This is a genomic window from Nocardioides sp. Root682 (assembly GCF_001427795.1).
Taxonomy (GTDB): Bacteria; Actinomycetota; Actinomycetes; order Propionibacteriales; family Nocardioidaceae; genus Nocardioides.
Map to the genome: position 1 here is coordinate 1658473 of NZ_LMHJ01000001.1, position 14288 is coordinate 1672760.

Annotated in this window: 14 protein-coding genes, 1 tRNA gene and 1 pseudogene; 3 read left to right on the forward strand and 13 right to left on the reverse strand. The window is 71.0% G+C overall.

All coding sequences use genetic code 11. The annotated features are described in order from the left end of the window. Positions 1-56 precede the first annotated feature (56 nt). The 8 genes and pseudogenes from ASD84_RS07840 to ASD84_RS07875 form a co-directional block, all read right to left on the reverse strand. Positions 57-1037 carry a ribose-phosphate diphosphokinase gene (locus ASD84_RS07840; protein ID WP_056708716.1) on the reverse strand — a complete coding sequence of 327 codons (981 nt, stop codon included), beginning with the start codon at positions 1035-1037 and terminating at the stop codon, positions 57-59. Between the two features lie 134 nt (positions 1038-1171). Next, positions 1172-1936: pseudogene (locus ASD84_RS07845) on the reverse strand (LCP family protein); the annotation flags it as partial. A gap of 12 nt (positions 1937-1948) precedes the next feature. Further along, complete coding sequence (locus ASD84_RS07850) at positions 1949-2314, reverse strand: hypothetical protein (RefSeq protein WP_156391655.1); 366 nt, start codon at positions 2312-2314, stop codon at positions 1949-1951. A 50-nt stretch (positions 2315-2364) separates the two neighbouring features. Beyond that, entirely contained in the window at positions 2365-3816 is a 1452-nt protein-coding gene (gene glmU / locus ASD84_RS07855; RefSeq protein ID WP_056708725.1) for a bifunctional UDP-N-acetylglucosamine diphosphorylase/glucosamine-1-phosphate N-acetyltransferase GlmU, read from the reverse strand. Between the two features lie 55 nt (positions 3817-3871). After that, positions 3872-4513 carry a response regulator gene (locus ASD84_RS07860; RefSeq protein WP_056710804.1) on the reverse strand — a complete coding sequence of 214 codons (642 nt, stop codon included), beginning with the start codon at positions 4511-4513 and terminating at the stop codon, positions 3872-3874. Positions 4514-4542: 29 nt separating this feature from the next. After that, entirely contained in the window at positions 4543-5769 is a 1227-nt protein-coding gene (locus ASD84_RS07865) for a sensor histidine kinase (protein ID WP_200954463.1), read from the reverse strand. Between the two features lie 14 nt (positions 5770-5783). Continuing rightward, positions 5784-7133, reverse strand: coding sequence for an FtsX-like permease family protein (locus tag ASD84_RS07870; RefSeq protein WP_056708732.1), 1350 nt, complete (start codon positions 7131-7133; stop codon positions 5784-5786). Further along, complete coding sequence (locus ASD84_RS07875; protein WP_056708735.1) at positions 7130-7900, reverse strand: ABC transporter ATP-binding protein; 771 nt, start codon at positions 7898-7900, stop codon at positions 7130-7132. Before ASD84_RS07875 ends, ASD84_RS07870 begins: the two co-directional genes overlap by 4 nt. Before the next feature lie 159 nt (positions 7901-8059). On the opposite strand from ASD84_RS07875, the gene ASD84_RS07880 reads away from it, so the two are divergent. Continuing rightward, positions 8060-9079 carry a hypothetical protein gene (locus ASD84_RS07880; protein WP_056708739.1) on the forward strand — a complete coding sequence of 340 codons (1020 nt, stop codon included), beginning with the start codon at positions 8060-8062 and terminating at the stop codon, positions 9077-9079. On the opposite strand, the gene ASD84_RS07885 is transcribed toward ASD84_RS07880, so the two are convergent. Genes ASD84_RS07885 through ASD84_RS07895 form a run of 3 tightly spaced genes read right to left on the reverse strand, consistent with a single transcriptional unit; the run spans position 9040 to position 11055 of the window. Next, on the reverse strand, positions 9040-9813 hold the full coding sequence (locus ASD84_RS07885; RefSeq protein WP_082573213.1) for a CPBP family intramembrane glutamic endopeptidase: 774 nt from the start codon (positions 9811-9813) through the stop codon (positions 9040-9042). The genes ASD84_RS07880 and ASD84_RS07885 overlap by 40 nt on opposite strands. Beyond that, positions 9810-10724: an NAD(P)H-binding protein gene (locus tag ASD84_RS07890; protein ID WP_056708742.1), complete on the reverse strand. Its 915-nt coding sequence runs from the start codon at positions 10722-10724 to the stop codon at positions 9810-9812. Before ASD84_RS07890 ends, ASD84_RS07885 begins: the two co-directional genes overlap by 4 nt. A gap of 16 nt (positions 10725-10740) precedes the next feature. Continuing rightward, positions 10741-11055: a hypothetical protein gene (locus ASD84_RS07895; RefSeq protein ID WP_056708745.1), complete on the reverse strand. Its 315-nt coding sequence runs from the start codon at positions 11053-11055 to the stop codon at positions 10741-10743. A gap of 57 nt (positions 11056-11112) precedes the next feature. On the opposite strand from ASD84_RS07895, the gene ASD84_RS07900 reads away from it, so the two are divergent. After that, positions 11113-11982, forward strand: a complete 870-nt coding sequence (locus ASD84_RS07900) for a DICT sensory domain-containing protein (protein ID WP_056708748.1) — start codon at positions 11113-11115, stop codon at positions 11980-11982. 94 nt (positions 11983-12076) lie between these two features. Here the strand turns inward: ASD84_RS07900 and ASD84_RS07905 are convergent, their stop codons facing one another. Together ASD84_RS07905 and ASD84_RS07910 are read right to left on the reverse strand one after the other, a co-directional pair. Further along, the gene (locus ASD84_RS07905; RefSeq protein ID WP_056708751.1) at positions 12077-13324 is read right to left on the reverse strand and encodes a choice-of-anchor P family protein; all 1248 of its coding nucleotides are present in this window, start codon (positions 13322-13324) and stop codon (positions 12077-12079) included. A 200-nt stretch (positions 13325-13524) separates the two neighbouring features. Next, a tRNA-Gln gene (locus tag ASD84_RS07910) sits at positions 13525-13603 on the reverse strand. Positions 13604-13658: 55 nt separating this feature from the next. On the opposite strand from ASD84_RS07910, the gene ASD84_RS07915 reads away from it, so the two are divergent. Next, a complete protein-coding gene (locus ASD84_RS07915) occupies positions 13659-14237 on the forward strand; it encodes a TetR/AcrR family transcriptional regulator (RefSeq protein WP_056708755.1) in 579 nt (192 codons plus the stop codon). Positions 14238-14288: the final 51 nt, after the last annotated feature.

Sequence of the window (14288 nt, forward strand, 5' to 3'; positions counted from 1 at the left end):
ACCGGAATCTGACTGATTCCGGTGCTTTTGGCCAGGGACTATCGCGGCGGAGCAGGTCAGGCGTGACCGTCGAACATGCTCGTGACCGAGCCGTCCTCGAACACTTCCCGGATCGCCCTGGCCACGAGCGGCGCGATCGACAGCGTGGTCAGCTTGTCGAACTGCTTCTCGGCCGGGACGGGCAGCGTGTTGGTGATGACGACTTCGACGGCGGTGCTGTTCTTGAGCCGGTCGACCGCGGGCTCGGAGAGGATCGCGTGGGTGGCAGCGATGACCACTCCGGCCGCACCCTCGGCCATCAGCGCCTCGGCGGCCTTCACGATCGTGCCACCGGTGTCGATCATGTCGTCGGTCAGGACGCAGATCCGGTCCTTGACCTCACCGACGACCCGGTTGGCGACGGTCTCGTTCGGCCGGTCGGTACGACGGGTCTTGTGGATGAACGCCAGCGGAGCACCGCCGAGGCGCGCGGACCAGCGCTCGGCGACCTTGATCCGGCCGGCGTCCGGGGAGACCACGGCGAGGGGCTGGTCGCCGTACTTGGCCTTGATGTAGTCGGCCAGCAGCGGCAGCGCCATCAGGTGGTCGACGGGGCCGTCGAAGAAGCCCTGGAGCTGGTCGGCGTGCAGGTCGACCGTGATGATCCGGTCGGCGCCGGCGCTCTTGAACATGTCGGCGATCAGTCGCGCGGAGATCGGCTCGCGACCGCGGTGCTTCTTGTCCTGGCGGCTGTAGCCCCAGAACGGCATGACCACGGTGATCCGCTTGGCGGACGCGCGCTTGAGCGCGTCGACCATGATCAGGTGCTCCATGATCCACTCGTTGATCGGAGTGGTGTGGCTCTGGATCACGAACGCGTCGCAGCCGCGGACGGACTCCTCGTAGCGCACGTAGATCTCGCCGTTGGCGAACTCGTAGGCCTGGGTGGGCACGAGCTTCTGCCCCAGGATCTCGGCGACCTGATCGGCCAGCTCGGGATGTGCCCGTCCCGAGAAGAGCATCAGGTTCTTCTCGGTTGCCTTCTTCAGACCGCTCACGTGCGTGACTCCCCTGGTCGCCGGAGGTGGTGCCCACGATTCTGCCCGGTCGTCACCGTCGGCCCCAAGTCCCCGTCCGTTTTGGGACTGTTCCGGAACTCGTCATGGACTGCGTCACGGAACGGGCCGGCGGGTCAGGTGCACAGGCCCGCCGCTTCACGCCCGCTCGTCGACAGCCCGTCGGACCCTCCGGAGCCGTCCGGACCGGTCGACTCACGCGGCGTGCCCGCGGACGAACCGTCCGTCGTCGCTGACGCCGACCCCGGGGCCGAGGGGTCCGTCGAGGTCCCGTCGGTCCCGTCACCGGCACTGAGCGCGTCCTTGCGGAACTCTGCGGTCAGGGGCTTGTCGTCGCGTGCCAGCGCCCAGAGCCGCTCGACGCCCTCGGTCCACTCGATGCCGGCGCTGACCTTGTCGGAGAAGGTCCAGGGCGTGGTGACGAACTTGATGTTGTCCGCTCCGACCTTGCGGGCGTTGAACGCCAGGTCGGCCATCGGGGCGATGCCCTTGAAGTTGGTCTGCAACGAGGACGTCGCCGCATTCATGAACGACAGCACCTTGTCCGGGCGGGCCAGGATGCCGGCGGTGAGGGCCCTGCTGATCATCGAGCCGATGAACGCCTGCTGGCGTCGGGTGCGGTTCGGGTCGATGCCGCCCGAGATGCCGTAGCGGACCCGGAAGTAGGCCAGCGCCTCGTCGCCATGGACCACCCGGGTGCCCGCGTCGAGGTGGATGTCGTGCTCGTTGTCGTCGATGTCCTGGGGTAGGCAGACCTCGACCCCGTCGAGGGCGTCGACCATGTCCTTGAACTGGTTGAAGTCCACGAGCAGGTAGTTGTCGATCCGGATGTCGGTGAGCTGCTCGAACTGCTGGATCGTGCAGAACGGTCCGCCGGCGGCGTACGCCTCGTTCTACTTCACGTAGCCCGCGGTGGCGGGGATCTCCGAACCGTCCTCGCGGTAGCAGGTCGGGCGCATGACGGCGGCGTCGCGCGGGATCGAGATGCCGTAGGCGAACGTCCGGTCGGCCGAGAGATGGAAGAGCAGGGTCGTGTCCGACAGGCCGCCGCCGGCCTCACCGTCGACGCCGTTGCCCTCGCCGGAGCGCGTGTCGGAGCCCATCACCAGGATGTTGACCGCCTTGGTCCGCGCGGCAGGCCGGTGCTTGACCCGGTCACCGATCGGGACCTGGTTCACGTTGCTGTTCCAGTGGTCGTAGGCGAGGACGACACCCAGGCCCGTCAGCAGACCCAGCGAGAGCAGGCTGGCCAGGATCACCCCGGCGACCGTGCGGCCAGGTCGCGATGCCTTGCGCCGACCGGGTCGCATCAGGCGTGGTCGCCTGCTGGCTCGTCCTCCGCCGCTGCTGCTGCCGCCGCTTCGGCCTGGGCCGTTCCGGCCCGCTTGCTCTGCGCCCAGCCGGGAAGGTTGCGCTGCGGCCCACCACTGACGGCCAGCGCACCCGGCGGGACGTTCCGTCGTACGACGGTGCCGCCACCGGTCCCGGCTCCGTCACCGATCTCGACGGGAGCCACGAACGTGTTGTTGGAGCCGGTCTTGGCGAAACGACCGACCTTCGTGCGGTGCTTCGCGGAGCCGTCGTAGTTGGCGAAGATGGTGCCGGCACCGATGTTCGTGCCCTCACCGATCTCCGCGTCGCCGACGTAGGACAGGTGCGGCACCTTGGCGCCCTGGCCGATCTGCGCATTCTTGGTCTCGACGAACGTACCGATCTTGCCGTCGGCGCCGAGCAGCGTGCCGGGGCGCAGGTAGGCGAACGGGCCGACGTTCGCGTTGGCCCCGATCACGGCGAGCTGTCCGTGGGTGCGCACGACTCGCGCGCCCGCACCGATCTCGCAGTCCTCGAGGGTCGTGTCCGGTCCGATGACGGCGTCCTCGGCGATGACCGTGGCGCCGAGCAGCTGCGTGCCGGGCAGGATCGTGACGTCGGCAGCGAGGACGGCGTCTGCGTCGATCCAGGTGGTCGCGGGGTCCATCACGGTGACGCCGGCGGCCATCCAGCGGGTGACGATGCGGCGGTTGAGCTCGCGGCCGAGCTCGGCGAGCTGGACCCGGTCGTTGGCACCCTCGGTCTGCAGGGCGTCGTCGACGGCATGGGCGGCGACCGTCAGTCCGTCGCCGTGGGCCAGGCCCACCGCGTCGGTCAGGTAGTACTCGCCCTTGGAGTTGTCGTTGTCGATGCGCCCGATGCAGTCGAGCAGGAAGCCGGCGTCGAAGGCGAGGATCCCGGAGTTGATCTCGGTGATCGCGCGCTGCACGTCGCTGGCGTCCTTCTCCTCCACGATCGCCTCGACGCCACCCTCGGCGTCGCGCACGATCCGGCCGTAGCCGTGCGGGTCGGCGACGATGCCGCTGAGGATGCTGACCGCCGCCTGGGCGCCGCGGTGGGACTCGGTGAACGCACGGAGCGTGGCGCCCTCGAGGAGGGGCGTGTCGCCGTACGCGATCAGGACGGTGCCGGTGCGCGGCACGTCGCCGAGCGCATCGAGGGCGATCCGTACGGCGTGCCCGGTGCCGAGCTGCTCCTCCTGTACGGCGAGCACGGCGTCGGGACGCAGCTCGGTGACATGGGGGGCGACCAGCTCGCGCTGGTGGCCGACGACCGTGACCACACGGTGGGGCTCGAGGCTGGCGACAGCAGCCAGCACGTGGCCGATCATGCTGCGGCCGCCGATGCGGTGGAGCACCTTCGGGGTCTTGGACTTCATCCGGGTGCCCCCGCCGGCGGCGAGGACGATGACGGTCAGCTGGTCGGTCACGACAGCAACCTTAGGCGGTCGCCGGGCGGCCCTTCCCCATCCCCGCGTCGAGGGTTCAGCGCCCGTCGAGCCAGGCGAGCACCGCCAGCACGCGGCGGTTGTCGTCCGCGGCGGGCGGGAGGTCGAGCTTCGCGAAGATGTTGTTGGTGTGCTTGCCGATCGCCTTCTCGGTGACCACGAGGCGAGCGGCGATCGCCGCATTGGTGCGGCCCTCCGCCATCAGGGTCAGCACCTCGCGCTCGCGATCCGTCAGCCGGTCGAGCGGCCGGCTGCGGCCCGACACGAGCGCGGCGACGACCTCGGGATCGAGCACGGTGCCGCCGCCGGCAACCTGCCGGACGGCGGCGAGGAAGGCGTCGACGTCGGCGACCCGGTCCTTGAGGAGGTACCCGACCGCGCCCTCGCCACTGGCCAGCAGGTCGCGGGCGTAGAGCGGCTCGACCCACTGGCTCAGCACGAGGACCGGCAGCCCCGGCCGGGCACCGCGGGCGGCGGTGGCCGCCTCCAGGCCCTCGGTGCTGAACGTCGGCGGCAGGCGTACGTCGACCACGGCGATGTCGATGTCGTCGCGCGTCAACGCGCGGGCGAGCGAGGGCGCGTTGTCGACCGCTTCGACGACCTCGATGCCGCCCGACTCGAGGATCCGGGTCAGGCCGACCCGCAGCAGGGCCTGGTCCTCGGCGAGGACCGCCCGCATCGGGGCGGGTGCGCCGGTGTCTCCGTCGCTCAGCTGGTCCGGCACGGAACCTCCAGCTCGATGAGCGTCGGCCCGCCTGCCGGGCTCAGCACCCGCAGGTCGCCGTCGAACGCGTCGAGTCGCCGGGCGACTCCCGTGAGACCGGAGCCGGCGGCATCCGCGCCACCCCGTCCGTCGTCCCCGACGGTGATCCGGAGCCGGTCGCCGTCGTACCGACCGGTCACCCAGGCGCGCCCGGCGCGGGCGTGCTTGACGGTGTTGGCCAGGCACTCAGCAACAGCGAAGTAGGCCGCGGACTCGACGGGTGCGGGCAGTCGAGGCACCTCCACGGCGACCGAGGTCGGGACCGGCAGCGCGAGGGTGAGGGCCTCGATCGCGCCGGCCAGGCCCTTGTCCGCAAGGACGGGCGGGTGGATGCCGCGCACCACGCCCCGCAGGTCCTCGAGCGCGTCGATGGTGGTCTCGCGGGCCTCACGCAGCAGGGCGGCGGCCGCGGCGGGGTCGGTGTGGACCAGCTTCTCGGCCAGGCCCACGCTCATGCCGACCGAGGCGATCCGGGCCTGGGCGCCGTCGTGCAGGTCGCGCTCGATCCGGCGCACCTCGGCAGCCGAGTGGTCGAGCGTCTCGGCGCGCGACTCCCGGACCCGTTCGACGCGCTCCTCCAGCTCAGCGACGCGGGAGTTGCCGAGCATGGCGCGCTCGGCGCGGGCCCTCGCCTGCACCAGCGGCGGGGTCACGAACCACCACGCGATCCAGGCCGGGCCGCTCAGGAGCAGCAGGATCAGCCAGATCCAGCCCGACGCGGTGACGGCGAGGATGAACCAGGTCAGCGGCAGCGTCAGCAAGGTCACGGGGACCAGCGACATCGCGAACCCGCCCGACGCGGAGAACCACAGGAAGCCGAAGTTCCGCCACCGCGCCGGGTCGCGCATCCAGCGCAGCGGCCGGACCAGCACAGCACCACGGTCCGAGGCGTATCCGGCGACGATCTCCTCGTCGAGCAGCTTGCCGCTGGTCCGGCGGTGGACCGCGGTCAGGGCAGCCGTCGCAGGGAACACCAGCTGGGCGAGGAGGACCCCGATGCCCAGCGCCGGGCCGAGAGCCAGGCACAGCACGGTCAGGATCGCGAGCGCCAGGCTCGGCAGGAACGACGCGGCGTAGCCGGCCGAGACCAGGGTCAGCCGGAGCCGGTCGACGACGGCCTCCGTGGTGACGGTGTGGGGCCGCCCGAGGCGGATCGGCGCGAGAACGTCCATTGGTTCGAAGTGTGTCATCGCACTGCCCCCGACACCATCGGGTTGCCCGCGCTCCGCGCCGCCCCACGGGCAGCGCCGAGCGTCACGGCGACGACTCCGGCGACCACGGCGGGCACCAGCCACAGGCCGCCGTCCGGTACGACGCCCTCGTCCCGCGCCACCGTGAACGGCACCACGGTCGCGAGCGAGGCGAGGGTCCCGAGCAGGACGCCGACGGCTGCCACGATCGCGGCCTCACCGACCACCGAACCGCGGACCTGGCGCGCTGTCGCGCCCAGCAGGTGCAACCGGTGCAGCTCTGCGCGGCGGTGGGCGATCGTCGCCACGAACGCATTGACCACCATGATCGCGGCGAACAGCGAGATCATGCCGACGACCACGTTGTTGAGCAGGTTGATCGTGTCGCTGTCGGGAGTGCCCGCCGGGAGCGACCGGGCGTCGATGTTGACGAGCATCAGGGTGCCGACCGCCGCCGACGTCAGCACGATCACGGGCGCCAGCACGCCAGCGAGCAGGTGCGCCCTCCGTGCGGTGTTGTACGACGCCAGGTGGCCGCTCGCGCCGAACGGACCGACCAGGCGGCCGATCGGGGTGGCGCACCAGCGCAGCAGGACGGGAGCCAGCACGGCGAGACCGACACCGACCAGGATCGAGCTCGACCCGCTGGTGGACATCGCCGCGTAGGGGTCGGCGTCGTGCGCGGTGACCGCGATGGTGATGACGGCCATCGCGATCCCGTACCCGATGAGCAGCAGTGCGATCGCGACTCGCCACCACGCCATCCGGGACTGCTCCGCAGCACTGCTCTGCACCAGCACGCCCGCAGGACCACGCGTGGCCTTGCGTGCTGCCACGGCGGACGCGATCGACGAGGCGAGCAGGACGAGCGCGGCTCCCGCGGCGACCGAGACCGGCCCGCCGCCGTACTGCGTGCGGGAGGTGATCAGGCCGCCGGACTGCAGCAGGTCGAAGAGGAGACGGCCGGCGCCGAGGGCAGTCGCGGCTCCGGCGACGGCTGCGGTGCCGGCCACGACCGCGGTCTCGCGGACGATCAGCTTCCTGGCCTGACGGGGCGTGGCGCCGATCGTGCGGACCAGGCCGATCTCGGCCGCCCGCTGGGTCGCGGTGATGCCGACGGTGGACGCAACGGAGAAGAGCACGATGACCGCGCCCCAGCCGCCGACGACGGCGCCCATGATGACGAGGGTGTCGGCGTCGGTGCCCCGGGCTCCGGACGCGGACTCCACGAGGGTCGCGAAGGAGCCGATGAGGGCGGCGCCGAGCAGGACGGCGACGAAGGTCGCCGTGGCGGCGAGCGGGCGGTGGCGCAGGCTGCGCCAGGCCAGTGAGCTCGTGGCGTTCATCGCGCGACCACCAGGTCGTCGAGGTGCGCCATCTGACCGGCGACGGCGTCGGCGGTGGGGTGGGTCATCCGCCCGGCGACGCGACCGTCGACGAGGAAGACCACCTCGTCGGCGTACGACGCCGCGACCGGGTCGTGCGTCACCATCACCACGGTCTGGCTGGGCCCCTGGGGGTCCGTGACGCTGCTCCGCAACAGGTCGAGGATCTGCCGCGCGGTGGCCGAGTCGAGGGCGCCGGTCGGCTCGTCGGCGAGGACGACGTCGGGCTGGCAGACGAGGGCGCGCGCGATCGCGACGCGTTGCTGCTGCCCACCCGAGAGGCTGCCGGGCAGGTGGTGCGCACGGTCCGCGAGCCCCACCCGGGCGATCAGGTCGCGGACGCGCGCCCGGTCGGGCCGCTTGCCGGCCAGCCGCGCGGGCAGCCCGACGTTCTGGGTCACCGACAGGTAGGGCATCAGGTGGAACGCCTGGAACACGAAGCCGATCCGTTCCCGACGCAAGCGGGTGCGGCGCTCCTCGTCCCAGTCGGTGACGTCCTCGCCACCGATGGCGATGCGTCCCGAGGTCGGGCGGTCGAGGCCGGCGGCGCACGCGAGGAGCGTGGACTTCCCGGATCCGGACGGGCCCATCACTGCCGTGAAGGTGCCGCGCCGGAAGGCGAGGTCGATGCCGCCGAGCGCGGCGATGGTGGCGTCGCCGGTGCCGTAGGTCCGGGTGAGGTCGTGCACGGCGAGTGCCGGTGCGGCGGGGTTGCTGGGTGTGGACATGCGGGGCTCCTGAGGACGTCGGATCTGTTGTCCACGACGCTAGGAACTTCTGGAGCCGCGATCGATGGGGCTGAACCGCCAAGCAGGGGTGGGGTTTCCCCTACCCCTGCCCGCGGGGGCGAATGCAGATCCGGGCCTCAGGCAGGTCACAATCGGTCCATGCCCACTGCGAGCACCGCCGACCGTTTGCTCGACGCCCAGGTCGCCTGGCTCCTGACGAGGATCACCGGCGCCGGCCTCGCTGACGTCCTCGCCGAGGACATCGACGACCTGCTCGACGCCGGTTCGCGCCTCTCGGTGAGCGACCTGGTGGACCCGGTCCCGGTCAAGGAGCTGATCCGGCTCGTCCTGCAGCGCGTGCCCGCGAGCGCCGCGGCCAGCACCGTGGTCGGGATCGCCGCTGACACCGCGTACGACGGACCGGCGAAGCCGTTCGCCGTCGCGGACGTGCTCGACCGCGACCACGTCGACGCCCTCCTGTCCGAGCTGCTGGCGCGCCCGGACATCGCGGCGAAGTTCCTCGACAAGGTCGCCGAGAGCCCGCTCGCCGCGTCGGTGTCGGCCCGCTTCGTGACCCGGATCGTCGGCGACGTGCTGGCCACCAACCGCGCGGTGGCCGAGAAGATCCCCGGCATGGGTTCGCTGGTCTCGCTCGGCAGCAGCGTGGCGCGGGGCGTCGCCGGCGCCGCCGACAAGCAGTTCGAGTCGCTCCTCGGCGACACTGCGGGCAAGGGCGCGACGTTCGCCATGCGCCGCCTCAACAAGCTCCTCGTCGAGACGCTGTCCGATCCTGCCGCCCGCGAGGCGGCCCTCCAGGTGTTCGACCTGTACGCCGACCACCCGCTCGGCAACCTGCACGACGTGGGCGAGCGCGAGGACATCCACCGTGTTGCCGGCCTGCTGCAGGACATCGCGATCGCCGGCGCCGCTTCGGAGCCGGTCCTCGCCCTGTCCGACGCGCTGGTCGACGGCTTCTTCGCCGTGTACGGCGACCACCCGATGTCCACGCTCGTCGACGACCTCGGCCTCACCCGCGACGAGCTGGTCGGCCAGGCCACGGCCCTGTTGCCCGGCCTGCTCGCGAAGGCCGTCGAGTCCGGCGAGGCGGAGCGGCTGATCCGTGCGCGGCTCGCGCCGTTCTACGCGTCGCCCGAGGTCGCGGAGATCCTCGGCGCGTAGCCCGGCAGTCCGGGCCGCCGGAACAGTGGTGGCAGGAACCGCAGCATCAGCGTCGACCAGGTCAGGTGCGTGATGGTCGGCGCCTGCACGCCACCCGAGGCGCGACGCTGCAGGCCGAACAGCGTGCCCATGACGGTCGCAGCGAGCACCAGCGCAGGATTGCGGGTCGTCGTCGTCGCGACGGTGTAGACGACCGTCGAGGCCAGGGCCGGGTTGCGGTCGCCGAGCGCCGCGTAGAGCGCACCGCGGAAGAAGATCTCCTCTCCCACGCCGTTGGCCAGCGTGGTGAGCAGGACCAGCCGGTCGTCACCCTCGTCGGCGAACAGCAGCACCCGCGAGATCGCGGCGTCCAGTGGCGGGATCCGGCGTGCCACCAGGGCGGCTGCATAGAAGAACGCGAACGCGCCGACGCCGGTGGCGACCGGGGTGACGACGGGGCGACGCAAGGACGAGTCACGCGTCTGGATCCACCCCAGGTGCAGCGGTCCCGACACCAGGCCACCCACCGACCAGATGCCGGCGACGGCCGCGGTGGAGAGGTAGAACTCCCGCGAGCCGGGACGGGTCGACAGCGACGCACCGAGCAGTCCCGCACCGACCAGGGAGGTCACGCCGACCACCTCGCGCCGCCGGCGCACCACCTCGCTCGTCTCGCTCGCCGCGATCGGCACGACGTGGCTCAGGGACATGGGCAGGCGGGCGGCGAGCCGAGCCCGCCACCGTCGTCGCGTCATCGCTCTGCGGCCCGCTCTGCGGCCCGCTCCGCGAGCGCGACGCGGACCGCGTCGTCGTACCCCATGGTCTCGAACGGTACGACGTCCCGGATGGTGTGCTCACGAACCACGACCTCGTTGACCATGGAGTCGACCAGGTTGCGCCCCGCACGGGTGTCGACGTCGGTGACGAACGACAACCAGCGCGAGGACAGTGCGGGCGTGAGCAGCGGGACCGGCAGGATCGGCAGTCTTCTCCCCTCGACGGCGGCGACTCGCTGGAGCATCTGGCGATACTCCAGGACGTCCGGCCCTCCGATCTCGAAGGTCCGCCCCGCAGCATCCGGATGGCCCAGGACACCGACCAGGTAGCGCACCACGTCACCGACCGCGATCGGCTGGGTCCGGGTGCGGACCCAGCGCGGGGTGATCATCGCCGGCAGGTGCTCGACGAGCTGTCGGGTGATCTCCCAGGAGATGCCGCCGTGGCCGACCACGATCCCGGCGCGCAGGACGGTCACCGGAGCTCCCGCCTCGGCCAGCAGCCCCTCCACCTGGCGGCGGCTGCGCAGGTGGGCGGAGAGGTCGTCCTGGTCGTCGCCGAGACCGCCGAGGTAGACGATCTGCTCCACCGCCTCGGCCGCTGCTGCTTTCCCGAAGGCAGTCGCGGCGGCAGCATCGCGCGACTCGAAGTCGGTCGAGTCCAGCGAGTGCACGAGGTAGTAGGCCGCAGTGCAGCCGCGCAGTGCCTCCGCGAGGGAGCCGGGCAGACCCACATCGCCGTGGACCGCGGTCCCGGGACCGTGGTGGCGCTGGGGCTTGCGGGTCATCACCCGGACGTCGTGGCCCGCGGCCGCCAGCTCCTTGACCAGGCGGCGGCCGACGAACCCGGTGCCACCGGCGACGAGGACGGGGCGGTCGCTCCCGGACATCAGGCCCTCCTGCCGATCAGCACGGGGACTCGGTGGCACTGGTGCTGGCGCGGTCCTGGGCGGTACGGCGGCCGCCGGCGATCAGCCAGGCAACGGGCGACAGACCGGACGCCGGGTGTTGGGCCGCCGTACGCCAGGCCTCGCGGTAGAGGTCCCGCGCGAGCTCCTCCGCCGAGGCACGATCGCCCCGGCTGCCAGCGAGGGCGTAGCGGAAGGTCAGGGGGCTCGTCCGGTCGTAGAAGGCAAGGAAGGCGGCGACGTCCCCGCCGCCGGCGCGACCGAGCAGCTCGGCGAGGTCACCCTCGCACGCCGCTCGGTCTGCCCGCGTCATGTTCACGTCCATAGTTAAACACAAACCTAAACACTCTGCTTAGATTAGTCTGTGACCATGGAGCAGCGCGATGCGGACGCACCCGAGGCAGCCGTCGACCTCACCATCGGCGATCTCGCGCAGCGCACCGGCCTGACGCCTGCCGTCATCCGCACGTGGGAGACCCGTCACGGATTCCCGTCGCCGCGCCGCCTCGAGAGCGGCCACCGGCGCTACTCCGATGCCGACGTGGCCGTGATCCGCCAGATCCTGCGCCGCAAGGACGGTGGCGTGCGGCTCGATGCCGCCATCGCGGAAGCGGTGAGCCACCGCGGGCCGACCAGTCCCTCGATCTTCGCCGAGCTCCGGCGACGCCACCCCGCGCTCGTCGCGCACCGGCTGCGGAAGACGACCCTCCTTGGCCTCTCCCACGCCATCGAGGACGCGTGCTGTGCGGCCGCAGAACGGCCCGTCCTCTTCGGCGCCTTCCAGCGTGCCGAGCTGTACACACCCTCCGCAGGACGATGGACGGAACTGGCCCGGGTGGCCAGGTCCGCCATCGTCTTCGCCGACCTCGACACGGCCCACGAAGCAGGCCCGTCCGGCCCCGAACAGGTCCACCTGGAAGCCGACGCCCCGCTCCGCCGGGAGTGGGCCGTCGTCTGCGACGCGCAGGACAGCACCGCCCTCCTGTCGGCCTGGGAGCTGCCCGGCCAGACGACCGTGGCCGACCGGGACCGGGTCTTCGAAGCCATCTGGACCGTCGATCCCGACGCCGTGCGCGACGCCGCACGTGTGGCTGCCCGCGTGGCGGCGGACGCCGACAACGCGACGGCCCAGCTCCTCGTCCAGGAGCTGGCGGACCCGCCGCGGCGCCGCGCCAACGAGGCAGAGGCGGCCACCGCGCTGTTCAACAGGGCGATCGCGTACGTCGACCGGCTGCGCTGAGCCGCTCGCGGAAGTGACGCTCACTCGGGCCTGCGTGGCGCCAAGGCCCGTGCCTGCGAAGCACGGGCCTCGACGCCATCGCCCTGCCTGAGGCCTACGACACCAGGTAGATCCGGGCGTAGGCGACCTGGACGATCGCGCCGGCCGGGAGGCCGTACGCCGCCGTCGTCAGCGTGATCTGCAGACCGATCGTCGTCGTCGACGAACCCGTGATCTTCTGGTAGTTCACGACCACGATGCCCAGGCCAGCGACCGTGATCGTGGTGTTCGCGTCGGCATTGACGTACGCACCGCCGATCCTGAGGTTCGCGATCACCGTCCTGGCCTGGTGCGTGACCGCCGGCGGACCCGAGTCGATGCCGGCTTCGACGCTGATCGCATCCGCCTTGATCAGGCCGTCGAACAGGTTCACCTTGCCGACGGACGCGGTCATCAGTCCCTTGGTGTTGGTCATGGTCACCGTGCCGTTCGCCGAACTGGTGGCGGCGTCGGCGAGGGCCACGCCGGGCAGGTTGACGTTCGCCGTCGAGTTGCGAATCGTCACCCCGTTGGTACCGCCCAGGGGCATGGAGGTGTAGGCGGTCGGCCCGGACGAGGCCTGGGCCACCGTGCCGGCCGCAGCCAGGACGTTCGTCGCCCAAGCGGCCCCACCGATCGGGGAGCCCGGGATGTATCCGTACGCCGCATTCGCCGGGGTCACGAAGATCTCGGTACCGGTGTTGAGGCCTCCGAGCGACTGCAGCAGCGTCACCTTCACACCGACAGCAGCCGCCCTGGCGGTGATGTCCGGAGTCATGGTCGTGGACGTCGCGCTCGCATTCAGCACGATCTCGGCAACGCCCGGGATCGTGACGGTGAAGTTCTTGGGCACGGCCGCGGGAACCACCCGCCCCGGAATCGACACGCCGGTCAACACACTGTTCGTGTTCGCGAACGGCAGACCGAGCTTCAGCCCGGCGGTCGCCGTGGTCTCGATCGCCCGGACCTTGACCAGCCCGAGGACGTTGACGTCGGCGACGGTCGCCTTCGACACGATCTGCTGGGTCAACCCGCTGTTCGCGAAGGACGTCGCCTGGGAGCTCTTGACCGCACCGGTCTGGAGAATGCCCGGCACGATGACACCAACGGTCGAATTGCCGGTGCTCTTGCCCATCTCGGTCGTCGTGAGGGCCGACGCAGCCGTGAGACCCGAGTTGACTGCACCACCCACGGCTCGAACCAGCGTGCCACCGCTGTAGCTGGAGAAGCCGTTCGCTCCAGCGTGGGCTGGTGCGGGTGTCACCAGCAAGAGACCTGCAGACACGCCGATCGCCGTGATCAGCGCCATCACTTTCTTGTGCATGTTGCTCTCCGCCCAATAACCCCGGAACAAGGCACAACCGACGGTTGCGCCCCCCGAGAAGGGGGACAGACCTGGAGCTCCCCACAGATCAAAAAGCACGCTAATCCTGAGCAAACCGTGACGTCCAGAGCCAGCACACGCGCCAGCGGAATTGAGGACCAGCACTCACACGTGCCACCTGTGAGCGGGTCTCGAACTTGCTCCCCGGGTAGGAGTCGAACCTACGTCGCTAGTCCTGATTCAAAGTCAGGCGGGCCCTGCCGGCAGACCAACCGGGGATTGCGCCCCAAAGCCTAGAGCGAGGTCGTCGCTCGGCCACCATTAGGATCCGGTCATGGCAGCGCGAGGCTCGTACGCGAAGGGCGTCGCCAAGCGCGAAGAGATCCTGACCACCGCCCTCGACGTCATCGCACGCAACGGTTACCGGGGAGCGTCGGTCCGCGAGCTCGCGGACGCCGTGGGCCTCAGCCAGGCCGGCCTGCTGCACTACTTCTCCTCCAAGGAGGAGCTCTTCACCGAGGTCCTCCGCAAGCGCGACGAGGTCGACGCGGCGACGTACCTCGGCGACGGCGGCGCACCCGTCGACGGCATGATCGCGACCGTCCGCCACAACGCCGAGGTCCCCGGACTGGTGCGCCTCTATGCGCAGGTCTCGATCGAGGCCACCGACCACGACCATCCGTCCCGGGCCCACTTCACCGAGCGCTACGAGGCACTGCGCCAGCTGCTCAGCCAGGTCGTGCGCGACGAGCAGTCCGCAGGTCGCGTCGATCCCGAGCTCGACCCGGAGCACGTCGCCACCCTGTTCGCCGCAGCGGCGGACGGCCTGCAGAACCAGTGGCTGCTCGATCCGTCGATCGACATGGCCGACCAGCTCGCGTACTTCTGGCGGCTCGTCACCCGCCACCCCTAGGCCGGGGCGTCGGCCGCCCTCCGAAATTCGGGTCTTGTCCCGCCCGGCCAC